The sequence below is a fragment of the Kineosporia rhizophila genome (assembly GCF_021277265.1).
GTDB lineage: Bacteria > Actinomycetota > Actinomycetes > Actinomycetales > Kineosporiaceae > Kineosporia > Kineosporia rhizophila.
This window is the reverse complement of sequence record NZ_JAJSOH010000002.1, coordinates 425,907-440,712: the sequence shown is the minus strand read 5'-3', so window position 1 is coordinate 440,712 and position 14,806 is coordinate 425,907. Positions and strand designations below refer to the sequence as shown.

At 70.6% G+C, this 14,806-nt stretch carries 11 protein-coding genes; 4 read left to right on the top strand and 7 right to left on the bottom strand.

Features of this window, described 5'->3' with window-relative positions; translation table 11 throughout:
* Position 1: 1 nt before the first annotated feature.
* A complete protein-coding gene (locus LWF15_RS05395) occupies positions 2-841 on the bottom strand; it encodes an HpcH/HpaI aldolase/citrate lyase family protein (protein ID WP_232809242.1) in 840 nt (279 codons plus the stop codon).
* Between the two features lie 24 nt (positions 842-865).
* On the bottom strand, positions 866-1,729 hold the full coding sequence (locus tag LWF15_RS05390) for a uracil-DNA glycosylase (RefSeq protein WP_232809241.1): 864 nt from the start codon (positions 1,727-1,729) through the stop codon (positions 866-868).
* Positions 1,730-1,770: 41 nt separating this feature from the next.
* Here LWF15_RS05390 and LWF15_RS05385 point away from each other — a divergent pair, with 41 nt between their 5' ends.
* Positions 1,771-2,505: a hypothetical protein gene (locus tag LWF15_RS05385; RefSeq protein WP_232809240.1), complete on the top strand. Its 735-nt coding sequence runs from the start codon at positions 1,771-1,773 to the stop codon at positions 2,503-2,505.
* A gap of 75 nt (positions 2,506-2,580) precedes the next feature.
* On the opposite strand, the gene LWF15_RS05380 is transcribed toward LWF15_RS05385, so the two are convergent.
* Both LWF15_RS05380 and LWF15_RS05375 read right to left on the bottom strand, forming a co-directional pair.
* Complete coding sequence (locus LWF15_RS05380) at positions 2,581-3,312, bottom strand: phosphoadenylyl-sulfate reductase (RefSeq protein WP_232809239.1); 732 nt, start codon at positions 3,310-3,312, stop codon at positions 2,581-2,583.
* Positions 3,313-3,552: 240 nt separating this feature from the next.
* Positions 3,553-5,274, bottom strand: coding sequence for a nitrite/sulfite reductase (locus LWF15_RS05375; RefSeq protein WP_232809238.1), 1,722 nt, complete (start codon positions 5,272-5,274; stop codon positions 3,553-3,555).
* A 663-nt stretch (positions 5,275-5,937) separates the two neighbouring features.
* On the opposite strand from LWF15_RS05375, the gene LWF15_RS05370 reads away from it, so the two are divergent.
* From LWF15_RS05370 to LWF15_RS05360, 3 genes are all read left to right on the top strand, one after another.
* The gene (locus LWF15_RS05370) at positions 5,938-7,116 is read left to right on the top strand and encodes an acyl-CoA dehydrogenase family protein (RefSeq protein ID WP_232809237.1); all 1,179 of its coding nucleotides are present in this window, start codon (positions 5,938-5,940) and stop codon (positions 7,114-7,116) included.
* Between the two features lie 53 nt (positions 7,117-7,169).
* Positions 7,170-7,799 (top strand): Dps family protein, encoded by a 630-nt coding sequence (locus LWF15_RS05365; protein ID WP_232809236.1) that lies wholly within the window; start codon positions 7,170-7,172, stop codon positions 7,797-7,799.
* A 151-nt stretch (positions 7,800-7,950) separates the two neighbouring features.
* A complete protein-coding gene (locus LWF15_RS05360) occupies positions 7,951-9,039 on the top strand; it encodes a general stress protein (RefSeq protein ID WP_232809494.1) in 1,089 nt (362 codons plus the stop codon).
* A 1,408-nt stretch (positions 9,040-10,447) separates the two neighbouring features.
* On the opposite strand, the gene LWF15_RS05355 is transcribed toward LWF15_RS05360, so the two are convergent.
* The 3 genes from LWF15_RS05355 to LWF15_RS05345 form a co-directional block, all read right to left on the bottom strand.
* A complete protein-coding gene (locus LWF15_RS05355) occupies positions 10,448-11,503 on the bottom strand; it encodes a P1 family peptidase (protein ID WP_232809235.1) in 1,056 nt (351 codons plus the stop codon).
* An 8-nt stretch (positions 11,504-11,511) separates the two neighbouring features.
* Positions 11,512-12,651 carry a magnesium/cobalt transporter CorA gene (corA, locus tag LWF15_RS05350; protein ID WP_232809234.1) on the bottom strand — a complete coding sequence of 380 codons (1,140 nt, stop codon included), beginning with the start codon at positions 12,649-12,651 and terminating at the stop codon, positions 11,512-11,514.
* 489 nt (positions 12,652-13,140) lie between these two features.
* A complete protein-coding gene (locus LWF15_RS05345; RefSeq protein WP_232809233.1) occupies positions 13,141-14,655 on the bottom strand; it encodes an aminopeptidase P family protein in 1,515 nt (504 codons plus the stop codon).
* Positions 14,656-14,806 lie beyond the last annotated feature (151 nt).

Below are 14,806 nucleotides of genomic sequence, written 5' to 3'. Positions count from 1 at the left end.
CTCAGGTCAGGGCCTCGGCCATCGCCAGGATCCGCTGCGCGTTCGCCACGTGCAGGTTCTCCACCAGGCGCCCGCGCACGGTGGCCACCCCTCGTCCTTCGGCGAGCGCCTCGTCCCAGGCGGCCAGGATCTCGCGGCTCTCGGCGACCTGCTCGGCCGAGGGCGCGAACACCCGGTTGCACGGCTCCACCTGGGAGGGATGGATCAGCGTCTTGCCGTCGAACCCGAGCTGACGCCCCTGCACGCACTCGGCCTCGAAACCGGCCGCGTCTTTCAGGTCGTTGTAGACCCCGTCGAGGATCACCTTGCCGGCCGCCCGGGCCCCGAGCAGGGCCAGGCTCAGCGCGGTGAGCAGCGGCGCCCGGCCGGGGACGGGCTCGGCCCGCAGTTCGTTGGCCAGGTCGTTGGTGCCGAGCACGAGCACCGTGAGCCGCTCCGAGGCAGCGGCGATCTGCGCGGCCGCCAGCACCGCCGCCGGGGTCTCCAGCATCGCCCAGATCTCCGGCCCCGGGCTCAGGGCCTGTTCGACCTCAAGCACGGTCTGCGGGGTGGAGACCTTCGGAAGCAACACCGCCGATGGGCCGGCCTGCGCCACCGCCCGCAGATCGTCGGCGTGCCAAGGGGTTCCGGGAGCATTCACCCGGATCACCACTTCCCGTTCCCCGTACGCACGGTCGGCCACCAGGGCACAGACCCGCTCTCGGGCAGCCGCTTTGGCGTCCGGCGCAACGGCATCCTCCAGATCGAGCACCAGCACGTCGGCGGGGATGGACTTGGCCTTCTCCAGGGCACGCTCGTTCGCACCGGGCATGTAGAGTGCAGAGCGGCGGGGGCGGATCATCGATTCTCCTTGTCGGACAGCGGGTCACGAGCGGGTCAGGGCGCCGGCCTGGGCGATCACCGAGTCGAGCATCTCCTCGGTGAGCCGGCCGGTGAAGGTGTTCTGCTGGGAGACGTGGTAGCAGCCCACCAGCCAGATCCCAGGGGCTCCGGGCCGGAGCAGTTCCACCTGGGCGCCGTGCCCGAAGCGAGGTCGGGGCACGGGGACCGTCCAGCCTGCCCGCCGGGCGGCCCGCAGGGCGCTGTCCCAGGCGAAGGTACCGAGGGCCAGCATCACCCGTAGGTGCGGCAGTAGTTCCAATTCCCGGTCCAGCCACGGCGCGCAGGCATCCCGCTCCGACGGCAGCGGTTTGTTGTCCGGCGGCGCGCAGCGCACTGGGGCGGCGATACGCACTTCGGACAGCGACTGCCCGTCCCCGGCGATCTCGCTGCGCTCCTGCGACGCGTAACCGGCCCGATGCAAGGCCGCGAAGATCCAGTCGCCGGAACGGTCTCCGGTGAACACGCGGCCGGTGCGGTTACCCCCGTGGGCGGCCGGAGCGAGGCCCACCACGAGCAGGGAGGCCAGCGGATCGCCCCAGCCGGGAATCGGCCGCCCCCAGTAGGGCTGCCCTCGGTAGGCGCGCCGACCCATACGGGCAACTTCCTCCCGCCAGCTCACCAGCCGGGGGCAGGCAGCGCAGACCGACTGCCGCGCCTCGAGCTCGGCAAGGTTTCCTGAGCTGCGGGAAAGCCTGCGTACGGACGAGTCGCGGCGGGCTACCGGGGTGTCGGCGGTGGCCGGATCCTCGGGCCAGCCGGTGCCGGGTGGCACCGGAGATGGGAAACGCTGCCCCGTCAAGGGATGCGGCAGCGCCGGAACCGGGTGCGATTCGGGTGCGTTGTCCACGCTGACATGCTGCCCCCTCATCCGCGAGTAGGTTGAACGACATGAGTGCAGAGGCCGTGAAGCCACCCGCGTCCCTGGTCGGCCAGGCCGTGGTCTGCGGCATCGCCGTGGCCGCCACCCGGTTCGTCCCGGTGCCGCTGCTCGACGACGCGATCCATCTGCGCGCCACCCAGGTCGCGGTGGTCCGCACGCTGCGCGCCGGCGGCCGCAGCTACCCCTCCCGGCAGGTGGCGGCGCTCTACGAGGGGGCCGACGCGGGCGGGGTCTTCCACGAGGCGATGAAGTACGTGCGCTCGGTGCCGCGCCGGGTGATCCTCTTCCCGGTGCGCAAGTACGTGAAGATCTTCGGCGCGGTGAAGGGGGTGCCGACCGACGTGATGAAGGTCGTGCTGCTCTCCCGCGCGGTGCACCGCGCCCTGGCCCAGGGCTACCTGAGCGACCAGACCGAAGAGGACCGGCGCAAGGACGAGGCCCGGCTGGTGCGGCGGGCCTACGACGAGGCGCTGCAGGGGATGGACCTGCGGCTGCTCTCGGCCGCCATCGCCGACGGGCTGTCCCAGGGCCGCAAGCTCACCCCGGCCGCGGTCAAGTTCGCCCGGAACACGTTCGGCAAGCCGGAGGACGAGAAGGTCACCGACGCCGAACTGAAGCCGCAGGGCGAGGTGGGCGAGAGCGTCGAGCGGGTCGAGGAGGCGCTGGCCCGCCCCGAGATCCAGGTCATCCTCGAGCGTTTCGACACCGAGTTCGATCGTGAGCTGGGTAAGCAGAAGCACTGAACCGAAACAAAAACAAATGTGGGACGTCGGTGAGCCTCCGAGCGGTCGGCTCACCGACGTCCCACATTCGTTTTACTACAGGTGAATTCCGCACTCCGACTTGGCGCGCCCGGCCCAGCGGCCGGCCCGGGCGTCCTCACCCGGCGCCACCGCGCGGGTGCAGGGGCCGCACCCGATCGAGCGATAACCCATCTGCAGCAAGGGATTGCTCAGCACCTCGGGGTGGGCGTCCTGGTAGGCGTCCACGTCCTCGTCGGTCCAGGTCGCGATCGGCGCCAGCTTGAGCAGGTCGCGCTTGGCGTCCCACTGCACGATCGGGGTGTTGGCGCGGGCCTCGGACTCGCTGCGCCGCAGACCGGTGGCCCAGGCCCGGTAACCCCGCAGAGCATTGTTCAGCGGGGCGACCTTTCGCATGGCGCAGCAGGCGTCCGGGTTGGTCTGGTACAGCTTTCCGCGCTGCGCCTCGTGCTCCTGCACCGAATCCTTAGGGCGGATGCTGAGCATCCGCAGCGGGTAGGAGTGCTGGACCGCGGCCGCGGTGCCGACCGTCTCGGCGAAGTGGTAGCCGGTGTCGACGAAGAGCATGTCGGTGCCCGGCACCGCCCGCGAGGTCAGGTGCGCCAGCACGGTGTCGCCCATCGACGCGGTGATCACCAGGCTCTTGCCGAAAGCCTTTCCGGCCCAGCCCAGCACGGTGAGCGGGTCGGCGCCCTCGAGCACCCGGTTGGCCTCGGCCGCGAAGGCACGCGGGTCTTCCTCGAGCGCGGCCGCGACGTCCTCGGGCCGGCTGATCAGGGATCCGATCATGATGTCACTCTCCAGTGCGAGGGCCGGGGGACCCTGCGGGCGTGGAACGTGTACCGGGAACAGGGGTTCCGAGCTGCTCCGGACGGTGCAGTCCGTGGAACGAGAGGCTGAAGACGCGCAGGCAGTTACGACAGTGCCAGCCACCGCGGGTGAGGCCGTCGACCGATCCGGAGGCGACCGGCCGCAGGTCCTCCTCACCGCAGAACGGGCAGCAGTAGGGAACCGTCCGCGCGTCCGAGCTCACTTCAGGTCCGCCTCGTCGGCCCGGACCACCCAGGCCGCGAACGACTCGTCGTCGGTGCGCTGCTTCAGCCAGGTGCGCACGATCCGCTCGACGAAGTCGGGCAGGTCGGCCGCCGTGGTCTTCAGACCGCGCACCTTGCGGCCGAAACCGGCGTGCGCGCCGAGCCCGCCGCCGAGGTGGATCTGGAAGCCGTCGACCGTCTCGCCCTGCGGGTCGGCCGGGTTCGGCAACTGCACACCCTTCAGGCCGATGTCGGCGATCTGGGCCCGGGCGCAGGAGTTCGGGCAGCCGTTCATGTTGATCGTCAGGCCCGGGCCGTCCAGGGTGAACAGTTCGGGGACGTCGGCCAGCCGGTTCTCGAGTTCGCTCACCAGGGTGGTGGCGGTGGACTTGGTGGCGGTGATCGCGAGCTTGCAGAACTCGATCCCGGTGCATGCCATGGTGCCCCGCCGGAACGCCGAGGCCCGGGCCGTGAGCCCGATCTCCTCGAGCGCGTCGAGCAGGTCGGGCACCTTCGAGGCGACCACGTCGAGGATCACGATCTTCTGCTGCGGGGTGAACCGCAGCCGGTCGCTGCCCGCCGCCTCGGCCGCGTCGGCCAGCTTCGCCAGCACCGTGCCGCTGATCCGGCCGACCACCGGGGCCACCCCGACGTAGAACTTGCCGTTCTTCTGCCGGTGCACGCCCACGTGGTCGTGCCGGCCCTTCGGCAGTTCCGGCGCCGGGCCGTCGATCAGCTTGCGGCCCAGGTACTCCTGCTCGAGCACCTCACGGAACACGTCCGGGCCCCAGTCGGCCATCAGGAACTTCAGCCGGGCCCGGGAGCGCAGCCGGCGGTAGCCGTAGTCCCGGAAGATCTTGATCACGCCGTGCCAGACGTCGGGCACCTCGTCCAGCGGCACCCAGGCGCCCAGCCGCTTGCCGAGCATCGGGTTGGTCGAGAGCCCGCCGCCCACCCACAGGTCGAAACCCGGCCCGTGCTCGGGGTGCACGACCCCGACGAAGGCCACGTCGTGGATCTCGTGGGCCACGTCCTGGTTGGGGTTGCCGCTGATCGCCGTCTTGAACTTACGCGGCAGGTTCTGCAGTTCCTCGTCCCCGACGAACAGTTCCCGGATCTTCTCCACCGCGGGCGTGCCGTCGATGATCTCGTCGGCGGCCACTCCGGCGACCGGCGAGCCGAGGATCACGCGCGGGGTGTCCCCGCAGGCGTCGGTGGTGATCAGACCCGCATCGCCCAGCCGGGTCCAGATCTCGGGCATGTCCTCGATCCGGATCCAGTGGTACTGGATGTTCTGCCGGTCGGTGACGTCGGCGGTGTCCTGCGCGTAACGGGTGGAGATGTCGGCGAGCGTGCGCAGCTGCCTCAGGTCGACGGCACCGCCGTCGGTGCGCACCCGGAGCATGAAGTACTCGTCGTCCAGCTCGTGCGGCTCCAGCGAGGTGGTCCGCCCGCCCGGGATCCCCGGACGCCGCTGGGTGTACAGACCCCACCAGCGCATCCGGCCCCTCAGGTCGTCCCCGGGGATGCTGTCGAAACCCTGCTTCGCGTACGTCTCGAAGACCCGGTCCTTGACGGCCAGGCCGCCCTCCTTGGCCTTCCACTCCTCGTTCGGGGTGAGCGGGGTGGTCTCGCCCAGGGCCCACTGGCCCTCCGAGCGCTTGGGTCGGGGCGGGAAGACGGTACCGGCGCCGATCTGCGCGGTGTCGGTGCTCACGAGCGGTTCCTCCGGGTGACGGTCTGATGACGGGTTGTGGTGCGCGCACCCCAGAACCGCGTGCGCCAGCCGCCGGAGGCCGCGGACTGTCGCGGCGTCACCGGGGGGTGACGTGCTGGTGTTCCAGTGGGGCGAGCGCGGATCGGGCCGGCTAGGTCACCGACAGGCTGCGCTCGCGGTCCGGAGCAGGTCGACGTAGGCCCGTCGGGTCAGGCTCGGCCGGGGGGCGGAGCTGATCGTGGAACCTCGGGGCGACACCTGCGCTGGCATGTTCTCCTCCATCGGTCCTGGCGGTAGCACCGGCGCCGCCCCGGGTGGGGCGGGTGGTTGCTGCGGCGTCCTGGAGCCAGGTCTCTCGGCCGCTCTGGATGGTTTTCTTGACCGTACGTTCACATAACGGGATCGTCAACGAGCAAGTCCAGGATTTGGGACGACCAAAGCGCTGCTTTGGTCTCGCCGCGTCACTGGTCGGGCGGCCAGGTCGAGCCACGCCTAGGGGGAACCTGCAGCCTGCGGCCCGAATTCCTGCTACTCAACGGTCACCTGCAGGAGCCGCCGCGTTACGAAGTGGTGTCGCTCACATTCGCAGCGTGTGCACCCGTTCGGGTGAGCGGACGTACATTTGGCCGTACAAAGTCCGGCCAAGTGACGGGAGCAGAAGCAATGGGGCGTCTGCAGAGCACCGAGGGGCTGAGCGACGAGCAGCGGGAGATCCTGCGCACCGTCCGGGCCTTCGTCGACGAGCGCATCCTCCCGGTCGCCACCGAGCTGGAACACCGCGACGAGTACCCCACGCAGATCGTCGAGGGCCTGCGGCAGATGGGCGTCTTCGGCCTGACCATCGGCGAGGAGTACGGCGGGCTCGGGGAGTCGCTGCTGACCTACGCCCTGGTGGTCGAGGAGCTCTCCCGGGGCTGGATGAGCGTCTCGGGCATCGTCAACACCCACTTCATCGTCGCCTGGATGCTTCAGCAGCACGGCACCGACGAGCAGAAGCGGCGCTACCTGCCCCGGATGGCCACCGGAGAGGTGCGGGGGGCCTTCTCGATGTCCGAGCCGCACTGCGGGTCCGACGTCGCGGCGATCCGCACCCGGGCGGTGCCGGAGGGCGCGGGCTGGTCGCTCACCGGCCAGAAGATGTGGCTGACCAACGGCGCCACGGCCAACCTGGTGGCGGTGCTGACCCGGACCGGTGAGGGGTACGGGGGGATGACCACGTTCCTGGTCGAGAAGGAGCCCGGGTTCGGCGAGGTGGCGCCCGGCCTGAGTGTGCCGGGCAAGATCGACAAGATGGGTTACAAGGGCGTCGACACCACCGAATTGATCATGGACGGGTGGCGCACGGGTGAGGAGCAGATCCTCGGCGGGGTCACGGGGCGGGGTTTCTACCAGATGATGGACGGGGTCGAGGTGGGCCGGGTGAACGTGGCCGCCCGGGCCTGCGGGGTGGCTCTGCGCGCCTTCCAGCTCGCCATCGACTATGCCCAGGTGCGGGAGAGCTTCGGCCGGCGCATCGCCGACCACCAGGCGGTGCAGTTCCGGCTCGCCGAGATGGCGGTGAAGGTCGAGGCGGCGCACCAGATGATGGTCCGGGCGGCCCAGGTGAAGGACGCCGGCGCCCGCAACGACCTCGAGGCGGGCATGGCCAAGTACCTGGCCGCCGAGTACTGCAGCCAGGTGGTGGAGGACGCGTTCCGGATCCACGGCGGCTACGGCTACTCGCGCGAGTACGAGATCGAGCGGCTCTATCGGGAGGCCCCGATGCTGCTGATCGGCGAGGGCACGGCCGACGTGCAGCGGATGGTGATCGGCCGCCGGCTGCTGGAGGAGTACGCCCGCTGAGCGCCCGGCGTCTCGACCTGCGTGGTAACGACAGCGGTCATAGCGTTTTTCGCATGGCTACCACGACCTCTTCCACCAGCAGCAAGGAACAGCTCACCACGACGCAGATCAGCCCGAACCAGCCGGACGCGTTCCAGGGCACGCCCAGCTACACGGTGCCGGGCCTGACCATCGAGCAGGGGGCGGCCGCCGCCGCGGCGCTGCAGCGCATCCTGAACACCTACAACGACCTGCACCTGACGCTGAAGCACGTGCACTGGAACGTGGTCGGGCCGAACTTCATCTCGGTCCACGAGATGATCGACCCGCAGGTCGAGACGATCCGGGGCTACGCCGACGACGTGGCCGAGCGGATCGCCACCCTGGGCAGCTCGCCGCAGGGCACCCCCGGCGCCCTGGTGGAGCAGCGCGACTGGGACGACTACTCGATCGGTCGGGCCGGTGCGATCGAGCACCTGGCCGCCCTCGACGCGGTGTACGTCGGTGTGATCCAGAGCATCCGTAAGGCGGCCGAGGAGACCGAGGAGCTCGACGACGTCACCAACGACCTGCTGATCGGGCACCTGCACGAGATCGAGCAGTTCCACTGGTTCGTCCGGGCCCACCTGGAGAACGCCGGTGGCGTGCTGAGCACCACGGGCGAGACCACCGAGAAGGGCTCGGCCAAGGCCGCGACCTCCTGACGCGGGCGGATTCCGCCTTCGGCTGACAACCGGCCTGGGCGGAAACTCCCCGGGCGGCTCCGGTCGTTGAACACTGCGAGTCACCTGAAGAGATCCCGGTGGTCCCGGGCGCGGATGCGCCGGGGCCGCGGGATCGGGGAGAATGATCACCATGTCGAACCTCAGTTCGCTCCGGTCGCAGTCGCAGACCGGGCTGCCCACCCCGCCCCGTGGCGACACCATCGCGCAGTACGCCACGTACGTCGAGGCGCAGCGTGCTGTCGACTACTTGTCCGACAACCACTTCCCGGTCCAGGCGGTCACCATCGTGGGGGTCGACCTGCAGATGGTCGAGCGGGTCACCGGCCGCCTCACCTACTCCCGGGTGGCGATCGCGGGCATGCTCTCGGGCGCCTGGTTCGGTCTCTTCGTCGGGCTGCTGATCTCTCTGTTCGGCAGCGCCGAGGGCTTCAGCGTGCTGGCCGCGATGCTGATCGGTGCGGCCTTCGGCGGCCTGTTCGGCCTGATCTCCTACGCGTTCACCGGCGGCCGCCGCGACTTCACCTCCACCAGCCAGATCGTGGCAGGGGAGTACCGGGTGCTGTGCCTCAGCGAGCAGGCCGGGGCAGCGCGTCAGCTGCTGGGCAAGCTGGCCGACGAGGGCGGCCCCCGCAGCCGCCCCGACCGCCCCGACACCACCGTCTCCCCGACGCACCAGCCCTACCCCGGGCAGTACCCCCAGCAGCAGCACCCCCAGCAGCAGTACGGCCAGCCCTACCCGCCGCAGAACCAGTGGGGCCAGCCCTGGGGCAGCCCCCAGCAGCCCGGCCCCTACGGCCAGCCCGCCCCCGGTCAGCCCGGCCCTGGCCAGTACAACCAGCCCGGTCAGCCCGCCCCCGGTCAGTACGGCCAGCCGGGCCAGCCCGCCCCCGGCCAGTACGGCACCCCGGGCCAGCCTGCCCCCGGTCAGTACGGCACCCCGGGTCAGCCCGGCCCCGGCCAGTACAGCCAGCCGGGTCAGCCCGGTCAGCCCGGCCAGCCTGCCCCGCAGGACGTGCCGCAGCAGGCCCCCACCGGCCCCACCTACAGCGAGATGATCGAGCGCAGGCGCGCCGAAGAACGCGAAGCCGCCGACCGTGAGGCCGCCGAGAAGCACCGCCGCCAGCAGGCCGAGCGGGAGGCCGCCGAACAGCGCGCCCGCGAGCAGGCCCAGGCCACCCAGCCGCAGCCGACCTCGGAGCCGGAAAAGCGCGACGAGTAGCCAGGAGTCGCGGCCGGTCGATGCACCGGCCGTTGCGTAGTGGTCAGGTGCGAGGCAGGGACTGCCGGGTCGGCGTGCCTGTGAGCCGGTCTTGGTCACCCGATTGCCATCGACCTCGAAGCCGGAAAAGCGCGAGGCGTAGCCAGGATTCGTGGCGAGTTGATACGTCGGTCACTGCTCGGTCAGCCGATGCGCGGTGATCAGGTGTCGGGCGGAGGCTGTCGGGCCGGCATGCTCATGAGTCGGTCTTGGTCACTCGGCTGCGGTTGGGCTCGGTGTCGGAAAGGTGCCAGGTGTAGCCGGATTCGTGGCTGGGGCATGCGTCGGCTACTGCGCGATCGGCCGTTTGTCGGGTGGTCGGGTGTTGGGCAGGGGTTGTCGCAGGTATGCCTGTGAGCTGGTCCTAGTCACGCGGCTGCGGTTGAGTTCAGTGCCGGAAGGCGCGGGGGTAGACGGGATTCGTGGGGAGTCGATGCGTCGGTCAGTGCTCGCAGTCGGCCGTTGCGCCGTGGGCCAGGCTTAGGGCGGAGGCTTCGGGTCGGTGGGCTTTTGAGTCAGTCTTGGTCACTCGGCTGCGGTTGGGCTCGCTGCCGGAAAGGCGCGTGGGATAGCTGGGATTTGTGGTGGGTTCATGCGTTGGCTTCTGCTCGGTTGGCCGTTTGTGGGGTGGTCGGGTGTTGGGCAGGGGTTGTCGAGCGGGTGTGCTTGTGAGCTGGTCTTGGGAACTTGGCTGCGGTTGAGTTCGGAGCCGGAAAGGCGTCAGGGGTAGCCGGGATTCGTGGCGGGTTCATGCGTCGGCCTCTGTTCGGCCGGCCGTTGCGGGGTGGGGCAGGTGGGCCTGGGCTGGGCTGATCACGCATGCCGCTCGCTCAGCGACCCCCCGCCCAGGCCAGGCCAGGCCAGGCCACGCAGCCGCAGCCGCAGCCGCAGCCGCAGCCGCAGACGACGTCGGAGCCGGAGCCGGAGCCGGAAAGCGTGACGAGTGGGCGGGAGTCGGGGGCGCGCCGAAGCGTGGCCGCTGCACAGTCGGTCAAGTTTTGAGCGGGGCTGCCGGAGCGGCGGACTTGTGTAGGGCTTGGCGAGCAGATGTGTAACGTTCGGGCGGGCAAACGTTACGCATATGCCAGAGTTCGCCAAATGGTTACGGGCAGCTGGCGCGGGGCGGCAACCGATCCAGCGCGTGGCGGCGCAGGCAGGCTGTAGATAGTTCGGGCTGCCTTCTGAAGAGGGGCCGCTCTTCGTTCGTCCCGCGGCCTGGCGAGAGCCGGTCGTTGAACGCACGGTTCCTGATGGGGGCGGGCTTTTTCTGGATTTTGTGAAGTTGTCGTGGGTGTGTCGCGGCAACTTCACAAGATGGTGCTTGGTGGGGTGAAGGTCGAAGGGATGGAGCCCGAGTGTGCGGTCCGGTTCAGAAGGTGAACGAGGGGAAGCGGTCTCGGTAGGAGGGCGCGCTCAGTCCGCCGAAGGCGGTCTGGTCTATGCCGTTCGCCTCCAGCGTCGCATCCATCACCGCGAGCATCACTGCGTCTGCGGCCGCGGCCTGGACTGCGATCAGGGTGCCGAAGTCGACCTCGACCTGACCTGTGGCCAGGGCGAACACCGTGTCGCCGTCGAGCAGGGTGTGGGCGGGGGCGAGGGAGCGGGCGAGGCCGTCGTGGGCGGCGGTGGCGGTGCGGCGGGCCCGGGCCGGGTCGAGGGCGGCGTTGGTGGCTACGACGGCGAGGGTGGTGTTGGTGGCGGCGGTTTCTGCTGCGGAGGTGAGTTCGGCCAGGTAGACCGCGTTTTCGGCGGCGCTCGGGGGAGTGGGGCGGGGTAGGCCGGGCGGGACGAAGGCGGTGCCGAGCAGGGCGCCGGTGGTGTGGTCGAGCGGGGAGCCCATGGCGTTGAGTACGGCGAGGGCGCCGACCATCACGCCGCCGGGCAGCGTGATGGACGCGGTGCCGATGCCGCCCTTCAGGGTGCCGCGGGCGGCCATGGCGCCGGTGCCGGCCCCGATCACGCCCCGCGGCGTGTGGTCACGGGCTGAACTGGCTGCGGCGTAGCCCAGTTCGGCGTCTGGGTGGGCGTGTACGTCGCCGCCGCGCCCGAGGTCGAACACTGCGGCGGCGGGCACGATGGGTACCCGGATCGATGTTGGGTCGTGGACCGGGCCGGCGGCGAAGCCGAGGCCCTGCTCCAGGCACCAGCGTTGCACGCCGCCCGCGCTGGCCAGGCCGAAAGCGCTTCCGCCGGTGAGGGTCACGGCGTCTACCGTGGGCACCAGCGTGGTCGGGTCGAGGGCGTCGGTCTCGTGGGTGCCCGGCCCGCCGCCCCGCACGTCGACCGCGCCGACCGTGCCGGGTGGTGGGATCACCGCAGTGACCCCACTCAGCCAGCCGTCACCAACACGCTGGGCGTGCCCCACTCGCAAGCCGGGGACGTCCGTGATCGAACCCCAGCGCGCCCAAGGCCCAGAAGCGTCCATAATTCGATCTAGAGCCAGCCGTTGCGCTTGAACCCGCGGAAGAGACCCCCGCAGATCGTCGCCATCAGCGTCAGCACCGCCGGATAACCCCAGGTCTGCTGCAGTTCCGGCATGTGCTCGAAGTTCATCCCGTAGATGCCCGCGATCATGGTCGGGACCGCGGCGATCGCGACCCAGGCCGAGATCTTGCGCATGTCCTCGTTCTCCGCGATCGAGACCCGGGCCAGACCGGCCTGCAGGATCGAGGTGAGCAGCTCGTCGAAACTGGCCACCTGCTCGTGCACCCGGGCCAGGTGGTCGGACACGTCGCGGAAGTACTCGCGGATCTCGGCGTGGATCAGCCGCCGCGGCCGTTCGGAGAGCTCACGCAGCGGCGCGGCCAGCGGCTGCACCGTGCGCTTCATCTCGATCACGTCGCGCTTGAGCTGGTAGATGCGCTCGATGTCGGTGTTGCCGCGGGGGGCGAACACCGTGCTCTCGATCTCCTCCAGGTCCTGCTGGACCGCGTCGACCACGGCCAGGTAGTCGTCGACCACCTTGTCGGCCACGGCGTGCAGCACCGCCGAGGGGCCCAGGGCCAGCTGCTCCTGGTCGCCCTCCAGCCGGCGGCGCAGGCCGGCCAGCGCGGCGGCCTTGCCGTGCCGGATGGTGATCACGAACCAGTCGCCCACGAACACCATGACGGCGCCGGTCTCGACCACGTCGCCACCGGCGTCGCGGTCGGTCGAGTCGAGGTAGGCCAGGGTGCGCATGGCCAGGAACATGTCGCTCTCGTGCCGCTCCAGCTTGGGCCGCTGGCGCGGGCTGGCCGCGTCCTCCAGGGCGAGCGGGTGCAGCGAGAACACCTCACCGAGCTGCTCGAGCTGCTCGGAGGAGGGCTCGTGCAGGCCGAGCCAGACGAAACCCTCGCCCTGCTGGGCCGCTTTGACGGCCTGCGGGAAGTCGCCGGACTGGACCCGGCGGCCGTTGCAGTACAGACCCCAGTCGACTGCGGCGTCGAGAAGCCCACCCGTCTTGTCGGACTCGTGCTCGATGCGTTCCTTGAGCACGTCGAGGGGGCCGTAGCGCAGCGCGGGGTAGACGTTGCGCAGCTGAGGCCGGGGAAGGGCCAGGGACCGGGCGAGGCCGGTGCGGTTCGTGCGAGCCATGAGGGGGTCACCTCCCGTTGCAAAGGCAGACCCGCGGTGGGCTACGTCAGGTCAGGCGCAACCCAGTGGGAGCTCCGGCGGCCCGGAGCTCGCGATCCGCGGGGGAGTCGGTACTGGCAGGGGTGTCATCTCTGGACGGCACCGATCTCACCTCCCTCATCCGGGACCTTCGCCGAAAAGCATCATCGACCGTGCGACTGCGCCCTTGATCAGCCGTACGGGCGGCCGGAACGGCGTTCGACCGGGCTCATGCTAACCCTCGGGTAGCACCAGTACCGACCGAAAGCTGGACATCCGTCCGAAGACCGGGTGACCGTCAGGTCGGTGCTGCGTGAACACGTGCGCCGAACGGTGTCATCCAGGCCTGCGCCCTCGTACTTATCGTCCGGGACGACCAAAGCGTTACAGCCCGCCCCGAAGGCTTCGGGGCGGGCTGTTCGAGGACGTCGTCGGCGACCGAAGGCGCTCGGCCGCCGGTCAGGCGGTGGTTCAGTCGCGCAGGGAGGCCATCCACGCCTCGATCTCGTCCGGCCGGCGCGGGAGACCGGCCGAGAGGTTCTCCACCCCGTCGGCGGTGACCAGCACGTCGTCCTCGATCCGGACCCCGATGCCGCGCAGTTCCTCCGGGGCCAGCAGGTCGTGCGGGCCGAAGTACAGGCCCGGCTCGATCGTGAAGACCATGCCCGGCTGCAGCTCGGCGTCCAGGTACATCTCCTTGCGGGCCTGGGCGCAGTCGTGCACGTCGATGCCGAGGTGGTGGCTGGTGCCGTGGACCATCCAGCGGCGGTGGAACTGGCCCTCCTTGCCCAGCGACTCCTCGGCGGTGCCGGGCAGCAGGTCCCACTCGGCCAGCGTGCGGGCGATCACCTGCATGGCGGCGGCGTGCACCTCGCGGAACTTCACGCCCGGCCGGGCGGCGGCGAACGCGGCGTCGGCGGCGTCGAGCACGGCCTGGTAGACCCGGCGCTGCGGCTCGGTGAACTTGCCGGAGACCGGCAGGGTGCGGGTGACGTCTGCGGTGTAGAGCGTGTCCACCTCGACCCCGGCGTCGACGAGCACCAGGTCGTTCTCGTGCACCGGGCCGTCGTTGCGGATCCAGTGCAGGGTGCAGGCGTGCGGGCCGGAGGCGGCGATGGTGTCGTAGCCCACGCCGTTGCCCTCGCGCCGGGCCCGGCTCTCGAACACCGTCTCGACCACCCGCTCACCGCGCACCGAGGCCACCGCCTCGGGCAGTGCGCGGACGATGTCGGCGAAGCCGAGGGCCGTGGCGTCGACCGCCCGGCGCATCTCGGCGACCTCGAACTCGTCCTTCACCAGGCGCAGCTCGGACACGATGCGGGCCAGGTCGTGGTCGGCGGTGAGCGCCTCGGCGGCGTCCACCCCGGCCGCCTCCCGGGCCTCGGCCAGCGCCTCGTCCAGACCCGGGTCGGCCTCGCGCAGCACCCGCACCGGCACCGCACCCACGTCCTTGGTGACCGCCTCGCGCAGGTCGGCCAGCGGGCGGCAGGTCAGACCGGTCTCCGCCTCGACCTCTTCCAGGCTGGGGCGCACGCCCACCCAGAGCTCGCCGTAGCGGGGGTCGGCGTAGAACTGCTCGGAGTCGCGCTCGGCCCGCGGCTGCACGTAGAGGACGGCCTCGAAGCCCTCGGCGGTGGGCTCGATCACCAGCGCCGCGTCCGGCTCCCGGTCGGTGCCCAGCCCGGTGAGGTGGGCGAAGGCCGAGTGCGGGCGGAAGCGGTGGTCGGTGTCGTTGCTGCGCACCCGGAACACCCCGGCCGGCAGCACCAGGCGCTCGCCCGGGAGTTCGGCGGCCAGGCGGGCCCGGCGCTCGGCGGCGTAGGCCGCGGCGGGCAGGCGGGCCGGCAGCTCGGAGGGACGCGGGGCCCAGCCGGAGGCGATGAACGCGCGGAAGGCCGGTGAGTTCGGCCTCTCCCGGTGCTCGACCTCCTGAGGTTTCGCGGATTCGCCCTCAGGGCCCTGCACAACGGGTTCGTTCTCGCTCATGGGCAACATTCTGCCGTCTCGGCCCGGGGCCGGTCAGCGGGGTTTCGCGGGTTCAGGAGCTTTCCGGCGGTCGGCGGCCGTTCCGGTTGGGCCGTTCGAAGGGTGCTGCGCCGCCCGGCGGCCGGTTCGGCGCTGGATCACCAGATGGCAC

Bases quoted from the DNA above. Each gene is read 5' to 3' on its own strand.
- LWF15_RS05380 (WP_232809239.1), bottom strand. From the start codon at position 3,312: ATGATCGGATCCCTGATCAGCCGGCCCGAGGACGTCGCGGCCGCGCTC.
- LWF15_RS05370 (WP_232809237.1), top strand. From the start codon at position 5,938: ATGGGGCGTCTGCAGAGCACCGAGGGGCTGAGCGACGAGCAGCGGGAG.
- LWF15_RS05355 (WP_232809235.1), bottom strand. From the start codon at position 11,503: ATGGACGCTTCTGGGCCTTGGGCGCGCTGGGGTTCGATCACGGACGTC.
- LWF15_RS05385 (WP_232809240.1), top strand. From the start codon at position 1,771: ATGAGTGCAGAGGCCGTGAAGCCACCCGCGTCCCTGGTCGGCCAGGCC.
- LWF15_RS05395 (WP_232809242.1), bottom strand. From the start codon at position 841: ATGATCCGCCCCCGCCGCTCTGCACTCTACATGCCCGGTGCGAACGAG.
- LWF15_RS05360 (WP_232809494.1), top strand. From the start codon at position 7,951: ATGTCGAACCTCAGTTCGCTCCGGTCGCAGTCGCAGACCGGGCTGCCC.
- LWF15_RS05365 (WP_232809236.1), top strand. From the start codon at position 7,170: ATGGCTACCACGACCTCTTCCACCAGCAGCAAGGAACAGCTCACCACG.
- LWF15_RS05345 (WP_232809233.1), bottom strand. From the start codon at position 14,655: ATGAGCGAGAACGAACCCGTTGTGCAGGGCCCTGAGGGCGAATCCGCG.
- corA (WP_232809234.1), bottom strand. From the start codon at position 12,651: ATGGCTCGCACGAACCGCACCGGCCTCGCCCGGTCCCTGGCCCTTCCC.